This is a genomic window from uncultured Flavobacterium sp., from assembly GCF_963925185.1.
Taxonomy (GTDB): domain Bacteria; phylum Bacteroidota; class Bacteroidia; order Flavobacteriales; family Flavobacteriaceae; genus Flavobacterium.
On record NZ_CAWURC010000006.1, the window covers coordinates 22,892 to 47,946 of the forward strand.

At 35.1% G+C, this 25,055-nt stretch carries 19 protein-coding genes; 8 read left to right on the forward strand and 11 right to left on the reverse strand.

Translation table 11 applies throughout. The features are described from left to right. Positions 1–111: 111 nt before the first annotated feature. The 5 genes from pheT to recG form a co-directional block, all read right to left on the reverse strand. Entirely contained in the window at positions 112–2,532 is a 2,421-nt protein-coding gene (gene pheT / locus AABM59_RS01665; RefSeq protein WP_338407250.1) for a phenylalanine--tRNA ligase subunit beta, read from the reverse strand. A 126-nt stretch (positions 2,533–2,658) separates the two neighbouring features. Continuing rightward, positions 2,659–3,912, reverse strand: a complete 1,254-nt coding sequence (locus AABM59_RS01670; protein ID WP_338407251.1) for a TolC family protein — start codon at positions 3,910–3,912, stop codon at positions 2,659–2,661. A 70-nt stretch (positions 3,913–3,982) separates the two neighbouring features. Next, on the reverse strand, positions 3,983–7,072 hold the full coding sequence (locus AABM59_RS01675; protein ID WP_338407252.1) for an efflux RND transporter permease subunit: 3,090 nt from the start codon (positions 7,070–7,072) through the stop codon (positions 3,983–3,985). Positions 7,073–7,138: 66 nt separating this feature from the next. Beyond that, positions 7,139–8,197 carry an efflux RND transporter periplasmic adaptor subunit gene (locus AABM59_RS01680; protein WP_338407253.1) on the reverse strand — a complete coding sequence of 353 codons (1,059 nt, stop codon included), beginning with the start codon at positions 8,195–8,197 and terminating at the stop codon, positions 7,139–7,141. A gap of 73 nt (positions 8,198–8,270) precedes the next feature. Continuing rightward, entirely contained in the window at positions 8,271–10,376 is a 2,106-nt protein-coding gene (gene recG / locus AABM59_RS01685) for an ATP-dependent DNA helicase RecG (RefSeq protein ID WP_338407254.1), read from the reverse strand. Between the two features lie 174 nt (positions 10,377–10,550). Here recG and AABM59_RS01690 point away from each other — a divergent pair, with 174 nt between their 5' ends. Next, on the forward strand, positions 10,551–11,111 hold the full coding sequence (locus tag AABM59_RS01690; protein WP_338407255.1) for a DUF1697 domain-containing protein: 561 nt from the start codon (positions 10,551–10,553) through the stop codon (positions 11,109–11,111). Here the strand turns inward: AABM59_RS01690 and AABM59_RS01695 are convergent. Then, positions 11,103–11,624 (reverse strand): hypothetical protein, encoded by a 522-nt coding sequence (locus AABM59_RS01695; RefSeq protein WP_338407256.1) that lies wholly within the window; start codon positions 11,622–11,624, stop codon positions 11,103–11,105. The genes AABM59_RS01690 and AABM59_RS01695 overlap by 9 nt on opposite strands. An 89-nt stretch (positions 11,625–11,713) precedes the next feature. Between AABM59_RS01695 and AABM59_RS01700 the strand changes: the two genes are divergently transcribed. The 3 genes from AABM59_RS01700 to AABM59_RS01710 all read left to right on the forward strand — a co-directional run bounded on the left by AABM59_RS01700 (position 11,714) and on the right by AABM59_RS01710 (position 15,665). Then, a complete protein-coding gene (locus tag AABM59_RS01700) occupies positions 11,714–12,481 on the forward strand; it encodes a TSUP family transporter (RefSeq protein WP_338407257.1) in 768 nt (255 codons plus the stop codon). Positions 12,482–12,538: 57 nt separating this feature from the next. After that, entirely contained in the window at positions 12,539–14,863 is a 2,325-nt protein-coding gene (locus tag AABM59_RS01705) for a UvrD-helicase domain-containing protein (protein WP_338407258.1), read from the forward strand. A gap of 181 nt (positions 14,864–15,044) precedes the next feature. Further along, positions 15,045–15,665: an L-threonylcarbamoyladenylate synthase gene (locus tag AABM59_RS01710; protein WP_338407259.1), complete on the forward strand. Its 621-nt coding sequence runs from the start codon at positions 15,045–15,047 to the stop codon at positions 15,663–15,665. Between the two features lie 108 nt (positions 15,666–15,773). Here the strand turns inward: AABM59_RS01710 and AABM59_RS01715 are convergent, their stop codons facing one another. The 3 genes from AABM59_RS01715 to AABM59_RS01725 are packed head-to-tail and all read right to left on the reverse strand — an operon-like array spanning position 15,774 to position 18,136. After that, positions 15,774–16,628 carry an OmpA family protein gene (locus AABM59_RS01715; RefSeq protein WP_338407260.1) on the reverse strand — a complete coding sequence of 285 codons (855 nt, stop codon included), beginning with the start codon at positions 16,626–16,628 and terminating at the stop codon, positions 15,774–15,776. A gap of 48 nt (positions 16,629–16,676) precedes the next feature. Continuing rightward, positions 16,677–17,678 (reverse strand): glycosyltransferase family 2 protein, encoded by a 1,002-nt coding sequence (locus AABM59_RS01720; RefSeq protein ID WP_338407261.1) that lies wholly within the window; start codon positions 17,676–17,678, stop codon positions 16,677–16,679. Between the two features lie 5 nt (positions 17,679–17,683). Further along, positions 17,684–18,136: a type I restriction enzyme HsdR N-terminal domain-containing protein gene (locus AABM59_RS01725; protein ID WP_338407262.1), complete on the reverse strand. Its 453-nt coding sequence runs from the start codon at positions 18,134–18,136 to the stop codon at positions 17,684–17,686. Positions 18,137–18,228: 92 nt separating this feature from the next. Between AABM59_RS01725 and holA the strand changes: the two genes are divergently transcribed. Genes holA through ettA form a run of 3 tightly spaced genes read left to right on the forward strand, consistent with a single transcriptional unit; the run spans position 18,229 to position 21,202 of the window. Next, on the forward strand, positions 18,229–19,233 hold the full coding sequence (gene holA / locus AABM59_RS01730) for a DNA polymerase III subunit delta (RefSeq protein ID WP_338407263.1): 1,005 nt from the start codon (positions 18,229–18,231) through the stop codon (positions 19,231–19,233). Between the two features lie 42 nt (positions 19,234–19,275). After that, positions 19,276–19,458, forward strand: coding sequence for a CAL67264 family membrane protein (locus AABM59_RS01735; RefSeq protein ID WP_338407264.1), 183 nt, complete (start codon positions 19,276–19,278; stop codon positions 19,456–19,458). 49 nt (positions 19,459–19,507) lie between these two features. Further along, entirely contained in the window at positions 19,508–21,202 is a 1,695-nt protein-coding gene (gene ettA / locus AABM59_RS01740) for an energy-dependent translational throttle protein EttA (RefSeq protein WP_338407265.1), read from the forward strand. A gap of 67 nt (positions 21,203–21,269) precedes the next feature. Here ettA and AABM59_RS01745 read toward each other — a convergent pair whose 3' ends face one another. Together AABM59_RS01745 and AABM59_RS01750 are read right to left on the reverse strand one after the other, a co-directional pair. Further along, entirely contained in the window at positions 21,270–21,683 is a 414-nt protein-coding gene (locus tag AABM59_RS01745; RefSeq protein WP_338407266.1) for a thiol-disulfide oxidoreductase DCC family protein, read from the reverse strand. A 111-nt stretch (positions 21,684–21,794) separates the two neighbouring features. Next, positions 21,795–23,960: a DNA mismatch repair protein MutS gene (locus tag AABM59_RS01750; protein WP_338407267.1), complete on the reverse strand. Its 2,166-nt coding sequence runs from the start codon at positions 23,958–23,960 to the stop codon at positions 21,795–21,797. A gap of 115 nt (positions 23,961–24,075) precedes the next feature. On the opposite strand from AABM59_RS01750, the gene AABM59_RS01755 reads away from it, so the two are divergent. Next, positions 24,076–24,744 carry a uracil-DNA glycosylase gene (locus tag AABM59_RS01755; RefSeq protein ID WP_338407268.1) on the forward strand — a complete coding sequence of 223 codons (669 nt, stop codon included), beginning with the start codon at positions 24,076–24,078 and terminating at the stop codon, positions 24,742–24,744. Positions 24,745–25,055: the final 311 nt, after the last annotated feature.

Here is a 25,055-nt window from a genome sequence, read left to right on the forward strand (position 1 = left end):
GATATATTAAAAAAAGTCCCAATTCTATGATCAATAATTAGGACTTTACATTTAAAAAATAATAATTAAGTACGGATTAAATGCCTTTTAAGTTTTGTATGGTTTAATAAGTTACCTCAAAATTGCACCCAATTCCGTTTCAAAATTCTTTTGCAATTTGCCCATAATTTTGTCGATTTGAACATCGGTCAAGGTTTTAGTATTGTCCTGAATGGTGAAACTCACGGCGTATGATTTCTTGCCTTCCGGAAGATTCTTGCCTTGGTAAACATCAAATAAATTAATGTCTTTTAAGAGCGATTTTTCCGTTTGTCTAGCGATATTATAGATTGCGTCGAAAGAAACGCTGTCATCCAATAACAAGGACAAATCTCTGCGAACTTCTGGGTATTTAGGGATTTCGGTGAATTTGATTTTATTGTAAAGTAGTTTCAAAATCAAAGCCCAATTAAAATCGGCGAACATAACTTCTTGCTTAATGTCAAAATGTTTCAAAATGGATTTTTTAACTACACCATATTCTACCAATATATCATTTCCAAAACCTATTGCGATTCCTTCTGAATAAATATCAGATGTCATTGGAAGATTTTGTGTTTTTTGAATACCTAATCTCTCAAGAACTCCATTTACATATCCTTTGAATAAAAAGAAATCTGAAGGTTTTTGAGCATTGGTCCAGCTTTCCTGATTCCGGTTTCCAGTTGCTAATAATGTTAAATGCTTGTGTTCTTCGTAACCAGAAGGAAGTTTATGGTAGGTTTTTCCAAATTCAAAAAACTTTAAATCTAAATTTCTACGATTAATATTATACGAAATGGCTTCTAATCCAGAGAATAACAAGGATTGTCGCATTGCTGCCAAATCATTACTCAACGGATTTAGCATTATCACATTGTGCTCTTCTTTTAGCTTTTCCGATAATAGAATATAGGAAGGGGTCGTCAAGGAATTCGCCATCATTTCATGAAACCCTTGCGAATTCAATTGGGCTGCAATGACGTTTTGAACTTTATAATCTTCGGTTCTTGGAGAATTGGAAACCGTTGCATTCAATTTATTCGAAAACTTGATATTGTTATAGCCATACACCCGAAGAATTTCTTCGACAACATCAATTTCTCTTTGAACATCAACGCGATACGATGGGATTATCAAACCTAATCCAGCATCAGAAACGCTATTTATCTTGATTTCTAATGAAGCCAAAATATTTTTAATGATTTCTTTTGGGAGTTCCTGACCAATAATTTTATTTACATTGTTGAAATTCAGAAATACCGGAAAATCTTCAATTTTCTTTGGATAAATATCAACAATGTCTGATGTTATTTCGCCACCAGCAACTTCTTGAATCAATAATGCTGCACGTTTCAAGGCATATTCGGTGATAGCTGGGTCAATTCCTCTTTCAAATCGAAAGGAAGCATCGGTGTTTAACTGATGTCTTTTGGCACTTTTTCGAATGCTCACCGGATTAAAATAAGCGCTTTCCAGAAAAATTGAACCTGTATTTTCGGTAACACCTGAATCTTTACCGCCAAAAACTCCTGCTATACATAAAGGTCCTTCTTCGTCACAAATCATTAAATCTTCTTCGTGTAAAGTTCTTTTCACATCATCGAGGGTTGTAAATTTAGTTTCCGAAGGAAGTGTTTTTACAATTATTTTACCATTTATTTTGGCAGCATCAAAGGCATGAAGTGGTTGTCCTAATTCGTGTAAAACATAATTTGTTACATCGACGATATTATTTTTTGGATTGATACCAATAGCTTTCAAACGGTTTTGCAGCCAGCTTGGAGATGGTTGTACTGTAATTCCAGAAATGGTAACGCCACAATATCTTGGCGCAAGAACTGAATCATCGACTTCCACATCAATTTTCATAGTTCTCATGTCGACTCTGAAATTACTCACTGACGGAGTAATAAATTCGACATTTACACCGCTTTGTATCAAACCTGCTCTTAAATCACGAGCCGTTCCAAGATGACTCATCGCATCGGCACGATTAGGAGTGAGCCCAATTTCGAAAACTTCGTCATTTTCAATTTCAAAAACACTTGCAGCAGTCGTCCCGGCTTTTATAGATTCGTCAAGTATCATTATTCCATCGTGGCTTTCTCCAAGACCTAATTCGTCTTCGGCACAAATCATTCCGTGGCTTTCTTGTCCGCGAATTTTTCCTTTTTTAATTTGAAATGCAACTCCGGCTGCATCATACAATGTACTACCGATGGTGGCAACGGCTACTTTTTGACCAGCAGCAACATTGGTTGCACCACAAACAATTTGAACGGGAATTCCATCGCCTAAATCTACAGTGGTGATTTTTAAGCGGTCGGCATCGGGATGTTGAATACAAGTAAGAACTTGGCCTACAACAATTCCTTCCAGTCCTCCTTTTACTGATTGATATTTTTCGACAACTTCTACTTCAAGACCTAAATCAGTCAATAAAGCTGCCGTTTCGTCGGATTTCCAGTCTATTTTGATGAATTGTTTTAACCAGTTATAAGATATTTTCATTGTATTTTATATGAATTTTCAAAGTGGCAAATATAATCAATGTTTTTTGAGGTTCAAGGTTGAAAAGGCACAAAAATAAAAGTCTTTTTGCGAATTATTTATTCTATATTACTTAAAATTAATATTTCAAAACGTCAAATTTCCCGCCAATTCTTTTAATAATATCTCTGTTAATTTCGCTTTAAATTGTGCATTACTATAATTTACTCTGGCATTGATATAATTCAATTGTGCAGTTCTAAATTCTAATGTTGTTATAGTTCCAATTTGGAATTTATCTACCGTAATCTCTAAGTTTTGCTTGGCAATAGCTTCATTTTCAAATTCTAAATTTATCAAATCTAAATTGGTTAAATACGTTTGATAGTAAGCTGTCAGTTGTGAATTGAGTTTTTGAGTTTGCTGTTCTATTGCCAATTTAGCATTATCAATTTTAATTTCAGCAATTTTTTCATTTCGGTTTTGTTCAAATCCATCAAACAAATTTAAGGATGCTCGAAATCCATAATTAAGTCCCTGTGCTGACGATTGGGTTGTAAAACCAAGTCCTGATTGACTTTCCGAGAAAACATAACCAGAAGTTAAGTTTACGGTTGGATATCGCTCTCCTTTAATTTGCTTCAATTGTAGTTCCGAAATTCTTTGGTTGATAATTTGGGTTTCTAATTCTGGATTTTGTTTTTCGGCCAAATCGAATAATTCTTTAAGCATCAAACTTTTATCCACTTCAATTACATCAACCACTTTAAAATTAATTTTTGAATCCCGAGCCATCAATTGATTCAATACAATTTTTGTGTTGGCATATAATTCTTTCTGTCTTAATAAATTTGATTTATCAGTATTGAGGTCAACTTGGGCATTCAAAACTTCTAATTTAGATGCTTTTCCAATCGTAAAACGGTTTTTAGCCAATGTCAAACGTTGATTTGAAATTTCAATGGTTGTGTCCAATGCTATCAATTGTTGTTGCAGGCTTACCAATTCAAAATAAACGCTATTTAGGTTGCTTATTTTTGTAACAATAGTCAGTTTTAATTGTGTTTCGCCCAATTTTTGCAATTCTTTTAATTGATCCAATTTTGCAAACATTTTAAAACCGTTAAAAATGGTCCAATCTAATCCAACACCATAATTCAAATTACTGCTTTTGGCGTTATTAAGTGAATTTACTGTTCCGTCAGCACGTGTTTGCGAAAGATTTTGAATTCCGTTATTGTCCACTACACTTGCAGTGACCTTGGGCAACATTCCAGCGTTTCCAGTAGTTACATTTGTTTTGTCTCTATTTAAATTGTTAGAAGCAATTTTTATTTCATAATTATTTTCCAATGCAATTTTCGTTGCAGCTTCAATAGTTAAAAGTTCTTGAGCATTCATTTTTACAATGCAGAAGAAAAATAAAACTAGGCTTTTTATTATGATTTTTGATTGTAACATATTATTTAATTTATTTTTCATATTCTTCAATGTGATCAAATTCTAGATTATGTTTTCTGGTTTTCGACCACATTAAATACAAAGCCGGAATCACAAATAAAGATAAAACTAAGGAGAATATTGTTCCTCCAACGATGACAACTCCCATTCCAATTCTGCTTTTCGATGCCGCTCCAATAGATAAGGCAATAGGTAAAGCTCCCAATGCAATCGCTAGACTAGTCATTAAAATGGGTCTAAGTCTTGCTTCTGAAGCTTCAAGAATAGCGTCTATTTTAGATTTCCCTTGATTACGCAATTGATTGGCAAATTCCACAATTAGGATTCCGTTTTTTGTCACTAAACCAATAAGCATAATGGTTCCAATTTGGCTAAAAATATTCCAAGTTTGGTCAAACAGCCAAAGCGAAAATAAAGCACCAGCTACGGCCATTGGCACTGTTAAAATAATGATAAAAGGGTCGATAAAACTTTCGAATTGTGCCGCTAGTATTAAAAATATCAACAGCAAAGCTAGTCCAAAAGCAAAAGAAGTATTGGAACTACTTTCGACAAAATCACGTGATTCTCCACCCAAATCAGTTGTGAACGTATCATCTAGAACTTTTGCTTTTATCTCGTTCATTGCATCAATTCCGTCGTTAATACTTTTTCCTGGAGCAAGTCCGGCAGAAACCGTTGCCGACATATATCGGTTGTTGTGGTACAATTGTGGTGGATTACTTTTTTCCTCAATATTCACGACATTGTCCATTTGAATTAATTCTCCCTTTTTATTTTTTACGTACATCGAAGTTAGATCCAATGGTTTCGATCTGTCTTTTTGGTCGAATTGTCCAATGACTTGGTATTGTCTACCGTTTTTTACAAAGTAACCAAAACGCTGACCACTTAACGAAAGCTGTAAAGTTTGAGCAATATCGATTACCGATATTCCTAAACTTTCGGCTTTTTCACGATTAATGGTTACATTAATTTCGGGTTTGTTGAATTTTAGATTTACATCGGTAGTAGAAAAAGTCTCGTTTTTTGAAGCTTTATCCATAAACAAAGGAATTTTCTCTTGTAATTTTTCAAAATTCGGAGCTTGTATAATGTACTGAATTGGTAAACCACCACGACGGCTTACCGCAATTGTCGGCTGTTGATTTATAGATGTTTTTGCATCGGGATATTTTTTCGACAACCTAGTTAACTGATCCGCAATTTCCATTTGGGATCTTTTTCTATCACTTGGATCTTTTAAAGATATTCGAATAAATCCACTATTCACAGCACCTGAACCACTAAATCCGGGTGAAGTAATAACTAAGCTAACTTTTTTTTCTGGAATGGAATCATCTACCAATTTAGAAATTTCTTGCATAAATCGATCGGTATAGGCATACGAAGAACCTTCTGGAGTTGCCATTCGCATAACAAATCCACTTCGGTCATCTAATGGTGCCGTTTCTTTTTGAAGTAAGTTGAAAAATAAATAGATCAATCCGAAGCACGCAATTATAATGGGAAAACTCATCCATTTTCTTTTCATAAAACGCTCTAAAGCATTGGCATAAGTGGCATTTAACTTTTGGAAAAAGGGTTCTGTTTTTATATAAAAATTTGATTTTTTTTGTTGGCCACCTTTCATTAAATAAGCATTCAACATTGGTGTTAAGGTCAAGGAAACAAAGGCAGAAACTAATACAGCAGCACCAATGACAACACCGAACTCTCGAAATAATCGCCCGACAAATCCTTCCAGAAATATTACAGGTAGAAACACTGCAGCTAATGTGACGGAAATGGAAATCACTGCAAAAAATATTTCATTCGACCCTTTTATCGCAGCTTCAATGGGTGTCATTCCTTGTTCTACTTTCTTAAATATATTTTCGGTGACGACAATTCCATCATCGACAACTAATCCTGTTGCCAATACAATTGCCAATAAAGTCAATACATTTATCGAAAACCCAAAAAGCCACATTATAAAAAATGTTGCGATCAACGAAACCGGAATATCGATTAAAGGTCGGAAAGCGATTGCCCAATCCCTGAAAAATAAATAGATGATTAATATTACCAGAAGTAATGAAATTCCTAATGTTTCTGCCACTTCAATAACTGATTTTTTTACAAAAACAGTATTGTCAATAGCAATATTGAGTTTAATATCCTTGGGTAAATCTTTTTGTAATCTATCAAATTCTTTATAAAAAGCATTGGAAATGTCAATATAATTGGCTCCAGGTAAAGGTACTATGGCAATTCCAATGAGCGGTCTTCCAGATTGTGTTAATTGGGTTTCAATATTTTCGGCTTCAAGATTTGCACGGCCAATATCGCTTAATCTTACTGTTTTTTCACCATTAGAACGAATAATTATATTATTAAATTCTTCAGCAGAAGTCAAATTCCCAACTGTTTTGACAGTTAATTCAGTGTTGTCTCCCGTTATTTTTCCGGAAGGTAATTCTACGTTTTGTTTGTTTAGTGCCACCCTAACTTCCGAAACTGTAATGCCATATGAAGCTAATTTTTCGGGATCAATCCACAAACGCATAGCATATCTTTTTTGTCCCCAAATTTGAATTCCACTCACTCCGGGAATCGTTTCTAAATTTTGGCTAATTACATTTTCGGCATAATCGCTTAATTCTAAAGCGTTTCTTGAATCGCTTTGAACAGTCATCGAAATAATGGCTTCACTATTGGCGTCGGCCTTTGAAACAATTGGCTGCGAATCGATATCTTGGGGCAAATTTCTAACTGCTTGTGAAACTTTATCCCGAACATCATTTGCCGCAGTTTCTAAATCTTTATCCAAATTAAATTCGATAGTAATGGAACTGCTTCCTTGATTACTGGAGGAAGTAATATTCTTGATTCCATCGATAGCATTAATTGCTTTTTCTAGAGGTTCTGTAATTTGAGATTCAATAATATCTGCATTTGCTCCAGTATAATTAGTTCGAACTGATATTTGTGCTGGATCTATCGAAGGAAATTCTCGTACGCCTAAAAAAGTGTAACCAATAATTCCGAACAAGATGATGGTCAAGTTCATTACGATGGTTAAGACGGGTCTTCTGATGCTTAATGTGGATAAACTCATTGAGATTATAGATTTTAGATTGCGGATCTTTGATTTAAAAAATTTCTACCGACTGAAGTCTGCTATTTATTTGACTTTCACTTTTACTGGAACATCATTTTTCAAACTCATCACTCCGCTCGTTATAAGGGTGTCACCTGCTTTTAATCCTGATAAAACCAAAACCGAAGCATCTGTTCTTGTGGTGGTTTCAATCATAACTTCTTTTGCTTTTCCATCATAAGAAATAAAAACTTTTTTTCCGTTTTGAACAGAAATTATGGCTTCCGAGGGAACCATGACGGCATCTTTTATAATGTCCAAAGGAAATTCTACATTGGCAAAAGTGCCAGGTAATAATTTGCCAGATTTATTCTCTGCAATAGCACGAACCTGTAAAGTTCTTGTAGAGATTTGAACTTCCGGCTCAATTGCATATACTTTGGCTTCATATTTTTCGGATGAACCTGCTACCGTGAAACTTAAGTTGGAGTTTGGTTTAACTTGATTGATGTATTTTTCAGGAATTGAAAAAGTGATTTTCAATTTGCCAATATTGACTAATTTGGCTACTAAAATACTTGGAGTGATATAAGTTCCGGGCGAAATGGAACGCAATCCTATTTTCCCTGAAAAAGGGGCTCGAACGGAAGTTTTAGCAATTTGAGCCTGAATTAATTGAATTTGGGCTTGTGCCAATTTATAATCTGCTTTGGCAATATCTAATTCTTCCAAGCTTATAGCTTCTTTATCAAGTAAAAGCTGGGCTCTTCTCTCGGTTTCCGATGCTAAGTCTTCTTTAGTTTTGGCTTGAGCCAATTGTGCTTTTAGTTCAATATCATTTACTTTAAAGAGCAATTGTCCTTTGCTAACATAGCTTCCTTCATTGAAATAAATGCCTTCGACAATTCCTGAAACCTCTGACCGAATTTCCACCTGCTCGTTAGCCTCAATAGAACCAGAAAGCGAAAGCATATTGTCGAAAGTTTGATATTGAAGGACAATTCCGATTACGTTTGTCGTTTTGTTTTTTCCACCTTTGTCTTTAAAATCGTTATTTTTGCTTTTGTTGGAAGCTATTCGATAAACAATAAAAGCACCAAAACCGACTATTAGTATGGTGTAAACGATGTTTTTTAGTTTCATAACTATATTGAGAGAATAAGATTAAACTTCACTTTTTTAGGTGAAAACAAATTTAGCTTTTAGAATTGGAATATTAGCTTATATAATTCCAAATATTTTTCTTTTTTGTCAATTCAATATAAGTTAATTGAAGAATAGCATTTTCTGGCTTTTGCATTGGAGCATCATCCTTCAAAATTTTTATTGCGTAATTTCGTGCCAATACTAAAATATCACGATCCCTAACAATATCAGCGATTTGAAGATTAAGTACTCCACTTTGTTGCGTCCCCATCAAATCACCTGGTCCACGGAGCTTGAGGTCAACTTCGGCAATCTCAAAACCGTCATTTGTTTGCACCATCGTTTCCATTCTAGTTTTACTGTCGGTACTCAATTTATGACTCGTCATCAGGATGCAATAACTTTGTTCGGCACCACGACCAACACGACCCCTAAGCTGATGGAGTTGTGACAATCCAAAACGTTCCGCACTTTCTATTATCATAACACTGGCATTCGGAATATTCACGCCCACTTCAATCACGGTTGTTGCGACCATAATATTGGTTTTTCCTTCAGAAAAGCGTTTCATTTCGGCATCTTTATCTACCGGTTTCATCTTGCCGTGAAGAATAGAAATGGAATAGTGTGGCAATGGAAAATCACGAGAAATACTTTCATAACCGTCCATTAAATCTTTGAAATCCATAGTTTTTGATTCTTCAATTAGCGGATAGACAATATAAATTTGGCGACCTAAAGCAATTTCATCCCGAATAAATTTCCATACTTTCAACCGATTACTGTCAAATCGATGCACAGTTTGAATGGGTTTTCGTCCCGGTGGCAATTCGTCAATCACCGAAATATCTAAATCGCCATACAAACTCATTGCCAAAGTTCTGGGAATAGGCGTGGCGGTCATTACCAAAACGTGTGGCGGAATTTCGTTTTTCTTCCATAGTTTCGAACGTTGTTCCACCCCAAAACGGTGTTGCTCGTCTATCACGGCCAAGCCCAAATTTTGAAACTTCACCTTGTCTTCCAATAAAGCGTGTGTGCCAATCAAGATGTGCAAACTGCCATTTTCGAGTTCTTCGTGAATGATTCTTCGGGCAGCAATTTTAGTAGAACCCGTGAGTAATTTGATGTTGATATTTAAATCAGAGGCCAATTCCTTTAAGCCATTAAAATGCTGGTTTGCCAAAATTTCTGTTGGTGCCATCAAGCAAGATTGAAAACCATTATCCAAGGCAATGAGCATACTCATCAGTGCCACGATTGTTTTTCCGGAACCCACGTCGCCTTGAAGCAATCGGTTCATTTGGGCGTTGCTTCCCATATCGATTCGGATTTCCTTAATCACTCTTTTTTGAGCATTGGTCAATTTAAAAGGAAGGTGATTTTGGTAAAAATCATTGAAATAATCTCCCACTTTCGTAAAAGGATGTCCTTTTATTTTGTGCTTCCGAACCAGGTTTTTCGTGATTAATTGCAATTGGATATAGAACAACTCCTCAAATTTTAATCTAAATTGGGATTTCGCCAAGGCCTCGGCACTTTTTGGAAAATGGATGTTGAATAAAGCACCATTTTTTGGAATCAGTTTTAATTCGGCAGTTAAATAATCAGGCAGGGTTTCCGAAAATTGGGCTTGTGTCTCTTGAAACAATTGCTGCATCATTTTATTAATTACCCGATTTGAAATTCCACGATTAGCCAAGGTTTCCGTCGATGGATAAACGGGCTGCATCGCAGATCGTAGGCTTTGTTCGTGTTCTGCCATCAACTCGATTTCGGGATGCGCCATATTGAAAGTGTTTCCAAACGAAGTGCATTTTCCGAAAATCACGCACATTTCGTTAAGCTTCAAACTTTCGCGAATCCATTTGTGACCCTGAAACCAAACGAGTTCCATTTGTCCCGTGTCATCCAAAAAAGTGGCAACCAATCGTTTCTGGTTTTTGCCAAATTCAACGGTCTTAATATTGATGATTTTGCCGATGATTTGGACTTCTGCAACATTGTTCTGTAATTCGTTGATCTTGTAATAACGCGTCCTGTCTATATACCGATTCGGGAAAAAATTAAGCAAATGGCCATATTTGTGAATTCCCAATTCCTTGCGAAGCAAAGTGCCACGGTTGGGACCGACGCCTTTGAGGTATTCGATGGGAGTTTCTAGGAGGTTAGCCATTTCAGATTTTAGATTTTAGATTTTAGATTTGTTGAAATGCAAAATCTTTAAATCATTATTTTTTATCTTTTAATTATTGAAAGCGAAGATAGCTTTTTGTTTGGAAATTAGGAAATACAATTGTTTGGTAATGGAAGGAGGAAAAAGTATATTTGAATTCTTAAACTTTAAAAAATGACAACCCATCTCGCACTGCTTCGTGGCATCAATGTTTCCGGACATAATATGATAAAAATGGAAGCTCTGAAAACAACTTTAGAAGCTATTGGTTTCGAAAATGTGCAAACTTATATTCAATCAGGAAATGTTTTTGTGGATACCGAGGAAGAAAATGCTGCAGCTGTTGGCTTCAAAATCAAACATGAAATCTTCAAGATTTTTGGATATGAAGTTCCAATTGTAGTTATTGGAAAAGCCGATTTAGAAGCCTGTTTCAAGAACAATCTTTTTTTGAAAGAAAAAGAAATCTATTCTAAAAAACTATACGTTGCTTTTGTTTCTAAGGAACTACCAAGTGACAGCATCAACGATTTGAGAATTAGCCAATTTAAACCCGATGAAGCGAGTATTGACGGGAATAGGATTTATATTAAATACGCCGTTGTAGCTGGAAAAACAAGATTTGATCAAAAATATATTGAAAAAAAATTGAACGTGACGGCGACAATTCGGAATTGGAATACGGTAATACAATTGTTGAAAATGTATCCGGAAAATAGATCTAATTTACCATAATTGACTTACTTCATTTTTGATAAATGCCAGAGCTGCACTACTTGGTGATGGTTTATCAAATAAATCTTTTAAAATATTTCCCCGTAATTGATTGGCATCACTAATTTTTTCGTTTTGAGTTGCCAATAATATCGTTTGGATTGTTGCATTTTTGGCAGTCATAATAATGGACCAGCATTCATCTGAAATGTAGATTTGCTGAGTTAAATTATGTTCGAATTCCTGTTCGATTTGTGCAATTACAAAGTTTTGATAATCATTTTTATTATCAGAAATAGGAGCAATCCTTACTAATAATTGTGAAGGATTGATGCGTTCTAAAAACAAAGTCATGCGCTCGTATGCTTGCAAACGCAGAGATAAAGTATCTGGCTTTGTGTCTTTTTGCAACAAATAGTTTCTTTTTTCAGTTTCGTTCTTTGTGTATAATTCAAAGAAACTGTAGGCGACAAATGCCATTATAAGAGTTGGCAAAGAATAACTTACTAATTCTATTATTTGTGTTATATCCATAGTTGTTTTAAAAAAAAATATTAACCAAAGACAAATTAACGAATAAACCAATAAACTTATAGATTACATTTGGTAAAATTTTATTAAAAATGGAAACCTATATTATAATTATACTTTGTTTGGCCGCTTTTGCCGCAGGATTTATAGACGCAATAGTGGGTGGTGGTGGATTGATTCAAACTCCAGTTGGATTAATTATGTTGCCCAATTTCCCTGTTTCTACGGTCATTGGAACATTAAAAATCCCTGCGTTTAGCGGAACTTCATTTGCCGCTTTTCAATACCTTAAAAAGGTAGAAATGAACTGGAAATTATTGCTAATAATGATGGTTTTGGCATTTCCTTCGGCATTTTTGGGCTCGACTTTGTTAACTTATGTGAGCAATGATTTTATGAAACCTTTATTGCTGGTAGTTCTTTCGCTACTGGTAATTTATACCTATGCTCAGAAAAATTTCGGCCAACACATTGTGAAAACTCATTCTGCCAGAACCCAAGTTTTTTATGCTGTTCTAATTAGTTTTGTAGTGGGTTTTTATGACGGATTTATTGGTCCTGGTACAGGAAGTTTTTTAGTTTTAGCGTTTATCGCCTTGATGGGATTTGATTTCTTGCACGCTTCCGCAAATGCTAAAATGGTTAATCTAGCTACTAATTTTGGTTCGATATGTTTGTTTATGTTGAAAGGAAAAATTATATGGGCAATTGCAATTCCAATGGCTTTTTGCAATGCTTTTGGTGGTTGGTTTGGTGCAAAATTAGCTATTAATAAAGGAAATAAATTTATCCGAATTTTCTTTTTGGTGGTCGTTATAGGCACCTTGATTCGGTTTGCCTATGACGTGTTTTATAAATAGAGAACCATCCTTTTTTTAATTCTTAAATCCTTATTTTTGCATTCAACAGAAAATTTTATGCGCAAATACATCGACCAACTTAACGAAGCCCAACGGGAACCCGTCCTCCAAAAAGACGGACCAATGATTATTATTGCCGGTGCCGGTTCGGGAAAAACGCGTGTATTAACGATTCGCATTGCTTATTTGATGAGTTTGGGTGTGGATGCTTTTAGTATTTTGGCCTTGACTTTTACGAATAAAGCAGCACGAGAAATGAAAAAGCGTATCTCCGATATTGTGGGTTCCAATGAAGCCAAAAATCTTTGGATGGGAACTTTTCACTCTGTATTTGCAAGAATCCTGCGTTCTGAAGCTGATAAATTGGGATATCCTTCGAATTTCACTATTTATGATAGCCAAGATTCGGTTCGGTTGATTTCATCCGTCATCAAAGAGATGCAATTGGATAGAGACGTTTATAAACCCAAACAGGTTTTGAGCCGGATTTCCTCTTATAAAAACAGTTTGATAACCGTAAAAGCCTATTTCAATAATCCCGAATTGCAAGAGCAAGACGCAATGAGCAAAAAACCTCGTTTGGGCGAAATTTACCAAAATTATGTGGACCGGTGTTTCAAGGCTGGAGCTATGGATTTTGATGATTTATTGTTGAAAACTAATGAATTACTGACTCGTTTTCCGGAAGTTCTGGCCAAATACCAGAACCGTTTTAGATATATTTTGGTCGATGAGTACCAAGATACCAACCATTCACAATACTTGATTGTTCGTGCTTTATCGGATAAATTTCAAAATATCTGCGTCGTGGGCGATGATGCGCAAAGTATTTATGCGTTTCGTGGTGCTAATATCAACAACATCCTGAATTTCCAGAAAGATTATGAAGGTGTGAAAACCTTTCGATTGGAACAAAATTACCGTTCGACAAAAAATATTGTGGAAGCGGCAAATTCGATTATAGACAAAAACAAAACCAAACTCGACAAAATTGTTTGGACTGCCAACAGTGATGGATCCAAGATAAAAGTGCATCGCAGTATGACTGATGCGGAAGAAGGGCGTTTTGTGGCCAGTACCATTTTCGAACAAAAGATGCAAAACCAGATGTTAAATGGTCAATTTGCTATTTTGTATCGTACCAATGCCCAATCCAGAGCGATGGAAGATGCACTTAGAAAACGGGATATTCCGTATCGAATTTACGGTGGTTTGTCATTTTATCAAAGGAAAGAAATCAAGGATGTTTTGTGTTATTTGCGATTGGTCATCAATCCGAAAGATGAAGAAGCCCTGATTCGGGTTATCAATTATCCGGCACGTGGAATAGGGGATACGACAGTCGAAAAACTGACTGTTGCCGCCAATCATTACAAGCGTTCCATCTTTGAAGTAATGCAGAATATTGATAAAATCGATTTGAAACTGAACTCCGGAACAAAGCAAAAATTAAATGATTTCGTGACAATGATTCAGAGTTTTCAGGTAATTAACGAAAATCAAGATGCTTTTTATATCACGGATCACGTGGCCAAGAAAACGGGATTGGTGCAAGAATTAAAGAAAGATGCGACTCCGGAAGGAATGGCAAAAATCCAGAATATTGAGGAATTATTAAACGGTATAAAAGATTTTACCGAAGGCCAAAAAGAAATTGACGGTGCTCGTGGCGCTTTATCTGAATTTATGGAAGATGTAGCCTTGGCGACTGATTTGGACAAAGATACCAGCGATGAAGATCGTGTGGCATTGATGACGATACATTTAGCTAAAGGATTAGAATTTCCATACGTTTTTGTGGTGGGAATGGAAGAAGATTTGTTTCCGAGCGCAATGAGTATGAGTACCCGTAGCGATCTAGAAGAAGAACGTCGTTTGTTTTATGTAGCGCTAACAAGGGCAGAACATCAGGCGTATTTGACGTATGCACAATCGCGATATCGTTGGGGAAAATTGACGGATAGCGAACCTTCCCGTTTTATCGAAGAAATCGACGGGCAATATTTAGAATATCTCACCGCTGAAGAAAATAATTATCGATACAAACCAATGATTGATAGCGATATTTTTGGGGACATTGACAAGTCTAAATTGCGTTTGGCAAAACCAGCCAATGGAACACCACCAAAGAAATATGGTGAAGAACCTACATCAATGATTCGGAAATTAAAGCCGCTTTCAAATACTAATGCTTCGGGAGCAGCCAATTTATTTGATAACAAACTGATTGCAGGAAATATTGTGATGCACGAGCGTTTTGGCAAAGGTGAAGTGTTAAACATTGAAGGCACAGGTGCTGATAAGAAAGCGGAAATCAAATTTGAAGTAGGAGGCATCAAGAAATTGTTGCTGCGATTTGCGAAATTGGATGTTATTGGGTAAATTTTTAAAATTTGTTTATTCTTTTACGTCTGTTCGAGTGTTTTTTGTGGAGAGTAACGGAACAAAAAATGTATCGATAATTTTTTGTTTTTTAATGCTTCTCGATACAACTTTTAATAGTAAAACTGACGCATTACTATTCAAAATCACTCGAAGAGACCAATAATAATTATACAAAAAAATGAGTCAATTTATAAAAATATACGAAGACAAACCTAACGAAGCGGCTATTGCCAAAGTTGTAAAGGTTTTAAAAGATGGTGGTTTGGTTATTTATCCAACGGATACTGTTTACGGTTTGGGTTGTGATATTACTAACAGTAAGGCTTTGGAACGTATTGCCAAGATTAAAGGTGTGAAGTTGGAAAAAGCTAATTTTTCCTTTATTTGTTACGACCTGAGCAATCTTTCTGATTATGTAAAACAAATAAACACGGCAACTTTTAAACTATTAAAAAGAGCTTTGCCAGGGCCATACACTTTCATTTTACCTGGAAATAATAATCTTCCAAAGGAATTCAAGAAGAAAACCACTGTCGGAATTCGTATTCCGGACAATTCGATAGCCTTGGAAATTGTCCGCCAATTGGGCAATCCTATAGTTTCCACTTCCATTCATGATGAAGATGATGTTATTGAATACACTACCGACCCGGAACTCATTTTCGAGAAATGGCAAAACTTGGTCGATATTGTTATTGATGGTGGTTATGGCGATAATATGGGTTCAACTATTATCGATTTGTCAAGCGATGAGCCTATTGTTTTGAGAGAAGGTAAGGGGAGTTTGGATATCCTTTAATAAAGAGTTCAGTCTCAAATTCAAAGTTAGCATTCAATAACTATAAAAAAACGTCCCGATTTCTCGAGACGTTTTTTTTATTTAACAATCGGATCATTGAACAATGTTCTATTGCTGTTGTTTTTTCATTTCATTTTCGATCATTTCATAAAATTCATCGATTTTTGGTAAAACCACGATACGAGTTCTTCTGTTTCTTGCTCTATTTTCAGCTGAATTATTTTCTACTAATGGAATGTAAGAACTTCTTCCTGCAGCAATTAATTGTGCTGGATTTACTTTTAATTCATTGGTCAAAACACGAATAATAGACGTAGAACGTTTTACGCTCAAATCCCAATTGTCAAGTAATAAACCGCTTCCAGAATAAGGAACGTTATCAGTATGACCTTCGACCATACATTCAAAGGTAGGTTTATCATTGACTACTTTAGCCACTTTAGCCAGAATTCCTTTTGCCCTGTCGGTTACATCATAACTTCCGCTTTTGAATAACATTTTATCAGCAATAGATATAAAAACAACTCCTTTTTCAACATTGATTTCAATATCTGGATCAGAGATTCCTACTGCGCTTTTCAAACTTGTTACTAAAGCAAGAGTTACACTGTCTTTTTTGGTTAGAGCATCTTGCATTCTAGAAATTTTCAAATCTTTCTCTTTAATAGATTCTAAAGCTTTTTCAATATTTTGAGCTCCTTTTGTAGATAAAATCGTCATATCTTTTGAAGTACTTATCAAATCTTGATTGGTCAATTTTAAGTTTTGGATTTGATCTCTCAAAGCCGCTAAAGTTGCACTAAGTCCTGATTTGTCTTCAAGACAAGAGTTCAATTTTACGGTGCAAGTATTCAATAAATCTTGAGTTTCTTTATTTCTGTCTTCTAAATCTGTATATTTCTTTTTTGAAACACAAGATGTCAAAAGCATAAAGAAGGATAAGGCAATTACAATTTTTCTCATAGAAATTAAGTTTAATTAAACGTGAGTTACAAAGTTAGTTTTTAATATTTATTTAGAGTCAAAGTTATTATTAAATATATAGATTCCTTTAATAAAGTAAAGATAAACGATACTTTTAGTATTATAGTATTTTTTAGATTGAAAAACACCTCTTTTCTTGTAATGTTTATAAAAATGGGCATAAAAAGCAAAATGGGCTTTTAAAATTGCCAATACATACTTGAATTCTCCTTGAAATAGAAATTTTATTCCTGCAATTCCATCTAAAATTAAACGAGTGAAAATTATGGGAATCAATTGTTTTTTTGGAAGGTTTTTAACTAACATCAACAATGAATTTCTAAAATTTAAAAAGGTTTTCTTTGGATTTCCAAGTTGCAAAGTTGCTCCGCCAACGTGATAAACTATTGATTGTGAATTGAATTTTATTTCATGTCCCTTATTGAATGCTCGCCAACATAAATCAATTTCTTCTTGATGTGCAAAAAAATCGGCATCGAAACCTTTTAATTCATCGAAAATTGAACTCCGAATAAAAAAACAAGCGCCCGAAGCCCAGAATATCTTGCAATTGTCGTCATATTGTCCGTTATCTTTTTCCAAAGTTTCAAAGATGCGTCCCCGACAAAACATATAACCGTATTTATCCATAAATCCACCGGCAGCACCAGCATATTCGAAGAATTCCTTGCGTTTATAATCCAATATTTTAGGTTGGATTATGGCAGTATTGGGTTCGTTTTCGAAAGTTACGATGATGGATTGTAACCAGTTTTCGGTCACTTCAACATCCGAGTTGACCAAGGCAAATATCTCGGCATCAACACTTTTTAAAGCGTCATTATAGCCTTGGGCAAAACCAAGATTACTTTCGTTCCTGATAATACGAACCGTTGGAAAATTAGTTTTCACAAAAGCTATAGAATCATCGGTCGAAGCATTGTCGGCAAGATAAATATTGGCTTCGGGAGTATATTTTACAATGGACGGTAAAAACTGTTCTAACAATTTCGTACCATTCCAATTGAGTATGACTACTGCTATTTTCATTTATATTATTTTTTATTTCCGTAATCTGGTAATTCATTTAAAAACTCATATTTCTCATTCTCCAAATCCATTTGGCAAAAGTAATGATTAAGACCATTAGTTACCATCAAATATTCAGCTTTCAAAGTCATATTGTAGCGGGCAATTTGGTCAAAAGTGGCTTGAGCCGTTTTTATTTCGGGAGCTTTACATTCGATTAATAGAAATATGGAACCATCTGAATTGAAGACAACAACATCATATCTTTTTTGCAATCCGTTGACATTTAAGACTTTTTCGACATTTATCAACGATTTTGGGTATTTTTTTTCTTCCAATAAAAAACGAACAACGTGCTGACGAACCCATTCTTCGGGAGTGAGAATGATAAATTTTTTCCTGATTTCATCGAAAATAGATACTTTATTTTCGCTATTTTTGAAACGGAAAGAATAAGAAGGGAAATTCAGTTGCTGCATTGGACAAAAGTATAAAATAAGTTTAAAGTTTAAGGTTTAAAAGTTTCACACGATTCTTCAAACCTCAAACCTTAAACTTTAAACAAAAAATAATGGACGAAGTTTTAAAAATAATCAATGACATAAAAGCAGGCAATATTAAACCGATCTATTTTTTAATGGGAGAGGAATCCTATTATATTGATAAATTATCCGATTATATTGAAGATAACGTGTTGACTGATGAGGAAAAAGGCTTTAACCAGACCGTTTTGTACGGACGCGATGTTTCGATAGAAGATATTGTTTCGACCGCCAAACGCTACCCGATGATGGCTGAGCGCCAAGTCGTTATTGTAAAGGAAGCACAAGATTTGTCACGAACCATTGACAAACTCGAGAGTTATGTCGAAAACCCAATGATATCAACGGTTTTGGTGTTTTGTTATAAGTACAAAACGTTGGACAAGCGCAAGAAAATGGCTAAAATGTTGGACAAAATTGGCGTGGTTTACGAAAGCAAAAAACTTTATGAAAATCAAGTTGGTCAATGGATTACGAGAGTTTTATCTGGAAAAGGATATTCAATCGAGGCCAAAGCCAATGCAATGTTGGTGGAATTTCTTGGAACTAATCTAAGTAAAATCAACAATGAATTAGATAAATTACAAATCATTTTACCCAAAGGCAGTACGATTACCCCCAAACACATCGAGGAAAACATTGGCTTCAGCAAAGACTTTAATGTGTTCGAATTGCGAAAAGCTATTGGAGAACGCAACCAATTAAAAGCTTATACCATCGCTGATAATTTTGCCCAAAACCCAAAAGAGAATCCAATTGTGATGACTACAAGTTTAGTTTTTGGATTTTTCGTACAGTTATTAAAATACCACGGATTAAAAGACAGAAACCCTAATAATGTTGCATCAGTATTGGGAGTAAATCCGTTTTTTATGAAAGAATACGACGTTGCTTTACGCAATTATCCAATGCGAAAAGTGAGTCAGATTGTCGCAGCATTAAGAGATATTGACGTGAAAAGTAAAGGAGTTGGGGCTAATGCCTTACCACAATCAGATTTGTTAAGAGAAATGCTTTATAAAATTTTTAATTAGCCACAAAAATTCACGACATTTACGGCTTCAAAAAATTAAATTATGGGAACAAATAAAAACACCATTTTAGGATGGGCAACATTATTAATGTTGATTATGGGATTATTATTGATAGGATTAGGAGCTTTCAGATACGATGATGTAGCAGGTTGGGGATTTGCAGCCGTTGGTGTTGGGTTCTTAGCAAATGCTTGGGTATTTAGCTCTTTAAAAGGAAGATTATAAAAAAAAGACAATGCCATAGCAATGTCAATAACAATTTAAAATAATAAAAATGGCTGACGATAAAAAAGTGATTTTCTCAATGCAAAAATTGAGTAAAACCTATACAGGAGCAGATAAACCCGTTCTTAAAAATATCTATTTGAGTTTTTTTTATGGAGCAAAAATTGGTATTTTAGGACTTAATGGTTCCGGAAAATCATCATTATTGAAAATTATTTCCGGAGTTGATAAAAATTATCAAGGTGATGTGGTTTTTCAGCCCGGATATACCGTTGGGTATTTGGAACAAGATCCACAATTGGATGAAACTAAAACAGTTCTCGAAATTGTACAAGAAGGAGTTGCTGAAACAATGGCAGTTCTAAAAGAATATAATGATATAAACGATTTATTTGGTCTTCCGGAAAACTATGACGATGCTGATAAAATGGACAAGTTAATGGATCTTCAGGCTGCCTTGCAGGATAAAATTGATGCTCTTGGCGCTTGGGAAATCGATACTAAGTTAGAAATTGCGATGGATGCTTTGCGTACTCCGGAAGGCGATACCCCAATCAAGAATTTATCAGGTGGAGAACGTCGTCGTGTGGCTTTATGTCGTTTGTTATTGCAACAACCTGATGTTTTGCTTTTGGATGAACCAACGAATCACTTGGATGCCGAAAGTGTACTTTGGTTAGAACAACATTTAGCACAATATGCAGGAACTGTAATTGCAGTAACACACGACAGATACTTTTTGGATAATGTTGCCGGTTGGATTTTGGAACTCGATAGAGGAGAGGGTATTCCTTGGAAAGGAAATTATTCTTCTTGGTTGGAACAAAAATCAGGTCGGATGGCTTTGGAAGAAAAAGTAGCTTCAAAACGCAGAAAAACTTTGGAACGGGAGTTGGATTGGGTTCGTCAAGGAGCGAAAGGACGCCAAACCAAACAAAAAGCGCGTTTACAGAACTATGATAAACTCTTGAATGAAGACCAAAAACAATTAGACGAAAAACTGGAAATTTATATTCCAAATGGTCCAAGATTAGGAACTAACGTGATTGAAGCGAAAGGCGTAGCTAAAGCTTTTGGCGACAAATTATTGTATGATAATTTAAATTTTAATTTGCCACAGGCTGGAATTGTTGGAATTATTGGCCCCAATGGCGCTGGAAAATCCACCATTTTCAAAATGATAATGGGTGAAGAAAAACCAGATGCTGGAGAGTTTCTAATTGGTGATACCGTAAAAATCGCTTATGTCGATCAAGCACATTCGAATATTGATCCAAATAAATCAATTTGGGAAAACTTTGCCGATGGCCAGGAACTCGTTATGATGGGTGGACGCCAAGTAAATTCTCGTGCTTATTTGAGCCGATTCAATTTTGGCGGAAGTGATCAAAACAAGAAAGTTTCAGCACTTTCTGGAGGCGAAAGAAACCGTTTGCATCTTGCAATGACATTAAAAGAAGAAGGAAATGTACTATTATTAGATGAGCCAACGAATGATTTAGACATCAACACGCTTCGTGCTTTGGAAGAAGGTTTAGAAAATTTTGCAGGTTGTGCCGTGGTGATTTCGCATGATAGATGGTTTTTAGATAGAATTTGCACTCACATTCTGGCTTTCGAAGGAAACTCTGATGTGTATTATTTTGAAGGCGGATTCTCTGATTATGAAGAAAACAAAAAGAAACGACTTGGCGGTGATTTGACTCCAAAACGATTGAAATACAGAAAGTTGATTAGAGGTTAAAATTGTTTAAGGTCTTAAAAATTTCAATTTCAAACCTCACAGGTTTTTAAATCTGTGAGGTTTTTTGTTATAAAAATTTTGCTTCCAATTGCTTTGTTGGAATCATGCAACTTTCTTTTTTGCCATACCATTTGTAACGATTTTTGGCAATATAATCATAGAGATGGTTGCTGATTCCCGCTGGAATAATCCTTAAAAGTGTTCCAAAGTGGAAGAAACCGCCGAGACTTTTTGCAATTTCCAATACAGCCGCTGATTTATAATAATAGGCGATTCCGGGCTCATAGAGAATAACGCTGTCTATGTTTAATGGGTTGATTCCTATGTGTTTTAAAATTTGCTGTCCCAAGTCCGATTGCAAGGCTACAAATCGAAAGACATCGTTTTTATCGTGTTGAATCACAAACTGAACAGCCGAATCACATAAATTGCAAACGCCGTCAAAGAGGATTATTTTTTTGTTGTGAGGAAGGTTTAGCATATTTTTTTATTTTTTTTGTCATTGCGAGCGCAGCGCGGCAATCCCACTAAGTTGCTCAACTTGTGTACTCATGTTAGTGGGATTGCTTCATACCTCGCAACGACAAACTAATTAATTCTTCACCGCTTCCACAAGTTCCAAAACATCCAAACTTACTTTCGAGGTGAATATTCCATAATTTACGGTTGCCTTGTTTTTTTCAATTTTATCAATGCTTCCCACGGCTTTTCCGTCAATCATCCGCACTCGGTCACCTACTTTTAAAATAGCCTTTGGTTTTTCGATAATGGGTTTTAGTTTTTTTTCCTTTTTAATAACTCTAATTTCTTCGACTTTAACTTCCACTTCTTTTAGAATTTCATTTTTCTTTTCGACATTTTTTTTGGCTTCTTTAGGTGCAATTTTTATGCGTTTGGAGTTTTCAATTTCGATGATTTTCAAAAAATCACCAATGAGGTCTTTCTTGCTTTTATTGTTGAAATAGTTCTCGGCGATAGTTTCTATTTTTTGACCAATGTAAATCGTTTTCTGGTTGCTGTCGTACAATTCCTGATAGCTTTCCAGTTTTTGCTTGATTTTCACGTTGATAGTTTCCATTTTTTTACCTTCTTCACGCGCTTTTGTTTCTTCTTCTTTCAGCGTTTGCGAAGTTTTTTCCATCTTGGAACGCTCTTTTTGAAGTGTGGCAATGGTTTTGTCAAAACGCACTTTTCCAACTTCGATTTTCTTTTTCGCCCGATTGATTAAACTAAATGGAATTCCATTTTTTAAGGCGACTTCAAATGTAAAAGAACTTCCAGCTTGACCTAAAACCAATTTGTATAAGGGTTCTAATGTTTTTTCATCGAACAACATATTGGCATTTATGGCAAAAGGTAATTCGTTAGCCAGAATTTTTAGGTTTGAATAATGCGTTGTAATTATCCCAAAAGCTTCCCGATGGTAAAACTCTTCCAAGAAAATTTCTGCCAAAGCTCCTCCTAATTCAGGATCAGAACCAGTACCAAATTCATCAATCAGGAACATTGTTTTCTTGTTACATTTTTTCAAAAAATAGTTCATATTCTTTAATCTGTAACTGTATGTACTCAAATGATTTTCAATAGATTGATTGTCGCCAATATCTGTTAATATTCTGTCGAATAAAAAAGTTTCGCTGCGTTCGTGAACAGGAATTAACATTCCGGATTGCAACATCAATTGGAGTAATCCAACGGTTTTTAGGGATATCGTTTTTCCTCCTGCATTCGGGCCAGAAATCACGATGATTCTCTTTTCCTGATTTAATTCAAAAGTTTGAGGATGCGTAACTGCGTTGTTCTGTTTGTTATTCAAATACAAAATAGGGTGGAAGGCATCTCTAAAATATAACCTTCTATCTTCGGTAATCGTTGGTAAAATTCCATTAATTCTGTTGGCGTATTTTGCTTTTGCTGCAATCACATCAATATCACTCAAGAAATCCTGATATTGAATAAGCAGAGGCAAAAACGGACGAATTTGATTGGATAATTGTTTTAGAATTCGTGTGATTTCTTCTTTTTCTTCGTATTCTAGATTACTTAATTCACGCGAATATTTTAAGGTAGTTTCGGGTTCAATATAAGCGATGCTACCCGTTTTTGAACTTCCAAGAATAGAACCTTTTACTTTACGGCGATACATTGCCAGAACCGCCAAAACTCTACGGTTTTGAACAAAACTTTCTTTAATATCATCTAAATAACCAAGGGAATTGTATTGGGTTAAAGCCACGCCAAAGCTTTGGTTTACTTTACCACGAACGAGATTCATTTCCCGACGAATTTCTTGTAATTGTGAAGAAGCATTGTCTTTTATCTCTCCATATTTATCGACCACAACATCAACAAGACTACTTATTTCCTTGGTCAATTGTACTCCGGAAGCTTTTAAATTTAAATTTGGATAATAATCGTCGAATTTCTTGAAATAATTCAACAGGAAATTTGTAGTTTCGGATATGGTCGCAATTTTTCTAAAACTCCCAACTTCCAGAAAACTGTCTTCTATTGCCAAAAACTTGATTTCATAAGTAATCGCATCAAATCCGTGATTAGGAATCGCATTGTTATTCTGGAAAGAAGAAACATATTCTGTCGTTTGCATCAAAGCTTTCATTAAAGTTTCCTTGTCTTTGAAAGGTGCAATTTCGAGTGCTTTTTGTTTGCCAATATCGGTATTACAAATCGCCGAAATGGTTTCTAGAACGGTTGGAAATTGTAAGTCTTGAAGTGTTTTTTCGGTAATGGATATCATTTTTTATGTCGAAAGTCTAATGTCAAAAGTCCAAAGTTACAAAGTTATAAAGTCAAAAACCATTTTCTTCGCTCACTTTGCGAAAACTTTACGAACTTTGCGGTAAAATATATTTATGCAACCCAAACTCAATCCTTCTTGGCAATCCGTTTTATCAGACGAAATTCAAAAACCCTATTTTCAGGATTTGATGCAAGCTGTGGATGAAGAATACCAAAATCATATTTGTTTTCCTCCAAAAGAATTGCTATTTGCTGCTTTTGATCATTGTTCGTTCGAGGATTTGAAAGTGGTTATTATTGGTCAAGATCCGTATCACGGCATTAATGAAGCGAATGGTTTGAGCTTCTCCGTAAATGATGGCGTTAGAATTCCGCCTTCGTTGCGCAATATTTTTCGGGAATTGAATGATGATTTGGGAACTGTTTTTTTGCCTACGTCCGGTAATTTAGAGTCTTGGGCAAAGCAAGGCGTTTTACTTTTGAATGCTTCACTTTCTGTCAGAATGGATAATCCAAATAGTCATAAACACTTGAAATGGGATACTTTTACTGATGCTGTTATCCAAAAAATTTCGAATGAAAAAGACAATGTTGTTTTCTTGCTTTGGGGAAGTTTTGCCAAAAAGAAAGGTTCCAAAATTGGTAGAACAAAACATCTCGTTTTAGAATCGGGACATCCGTCACCAATGAGCGCGAATCAGGGAAAATGGTTTGGGAACAAGTATTTTAGCCAGACAAATGAGTATTTAAAATTGAAAGGTAAAAGGGGAATTGATTGGTGATATTAAAATATATAACCCATTGGGTGTAATTAGTTTTTGATAATAATTTTTCGTCATTTCGAGTAATTTTCGATAGAAAATCTTATCGAGAACAAGAAAAATTTTATTAAAAACGGTTCTCGATACATTTTTTGTTCCGTTTTACTACACAAAAAACACTTGAACTGACGGTTGCGATAATTACACCCAACGGGTTAAAATATATATTGAATAATCAGAATAAATAAAAAAAATAAAATGACACCAATCATTCGGTTATTAAATGGATGTCCCATTTCAGCGTAATAATCAGCATAGTTTTTAGGACCATT

Bases quoted from the DNA above. Each gene is read 5' to 3' on its own strand.
- AABM59_RS01670 (WP_338407251.1), bottom strand. From the start codon at position 3,912: ATGAATGCTCAAGAACTTTTAACTATTGAAGCTGCAACGAAAATTGCA.
- AABM59_RS01715 (WP_338407260.1), bottom strand. From the start codon at position 16,628: ATGAGAAAAATTGTAATTGCCTTATCCTTCTTTATGCTTTTGACATCT.
- AABM59_RS01690 (WP_338407255.1), top strand. From the start codon at position 10,551: ATGACAACCCATCTCGCACTGCTTCGTGGCATCAATGTTTCCGGACAT.
- AABM59_RS01750 (WP_338407267.1), bottom strand. From the start codon at position 23,960: ATGATATCCATTACCGAAAAAACACTTCAAGACTTACAATTTCCAACC.
- AABM59_RS01705 (WP_338407258.1), top strand. From the start codon at position 12,539: ATGCGCAAATACATCGACCAACTTAACGAAGCCCAACGGGAACCCGTC.
- AABM59_RS01725 (WP_338407262.1), bottom strand. From the start codon at position 18,136: ATGCAGCAACTGAATTTCCCTTCTTATTCTTTCCGTTTCAAAAATAGC.
- AABM59_RS01680 (WP_338407253.1), bottom strand. From the start codon at position 8,197: ATGAAACTAAAAAACATCGTTTACACCATACTAATAGTCGGTTTTGGT.
- AABM59_RS01735 (WP_338407264.1), top strand. From the start codon at position 19,276: ATGGGAACAAATAAAAACACCATTTTAGGATGGGCAACATTATTAATG.
- AABM59_RS01710 (WP_338407259.1), top strand. From the start codon at position 15,045: ATGAGTCAATTTATAAAAATATACGAAGACAAACCTAACGAAGCGGCT.
- AABM59_RS01720 (WP_338407261.1), bottom strand. From the start codon at position 17,678: ATGAAAATAGCAGTAGTCATACTCAATTGGAATGGTACGAAATTGTTA.
- AABM59_RS01745 (WP_338407266.1), bottom strand. From the start codon at position 21,683: ATGCTAAACCTTCCTCACAACAAAAAAATAATCCTCTTTGACGGCGTT.
- recG (WP_338407254.1), bottom strand. From the start codon at position 10,376: ATGGCTAACCTCCTAGAAACTCCCATCGAATACCTCAAAGGCGTCGGT.
- ettA (WP_338407265.1), top strand. From the start codon at position 19,508: ATGGCTGACGATAAAAAAGTGATTTTCTCAATGCAAAAATTGAGTAAA.
- AABM59_RS01695 (WP_338407256.1), bottom strand. From the start codon at position 11,624: ATGGATATAACACAAATAATAGAATTAGTAAGTTATTCTTTGCCAACT.
- AABM59_RS01755 (WP_338407268.1), top strand. From the start codon at position 24,076: ATGCAACCCAAACTCAATCCTTCTTGGCAATCCGTTTTATCAGACGAA.
- holA (WP_338407263.1), top strand. From the start codon at position 18,229: ATGGACGAAGTTTTAAAAATAATCAATGACATAAAAGCAGGCAATATT.
- AABM59_RS01675 (WP_338407252.1), bottom strand. From the start codon at position 7,072: ATGAGTTTATCCACATTAAGCATCAGAAGACCCGTCTTAACCATCGTA.
- AABM59_RS01700 (WP_338407257.1), top strand. From the start codon at position 11,714: ATGGAAACCTATATTATAATTATACTTTGTTTGGCCGCTTTTGCCGCA.
- pheT (WP_338407250.1), bottom strand. From the start codon at position 2,532: ATGAAAATATCTTATAACTGGTTAAAACAATTCATCAAAATAGACTGG.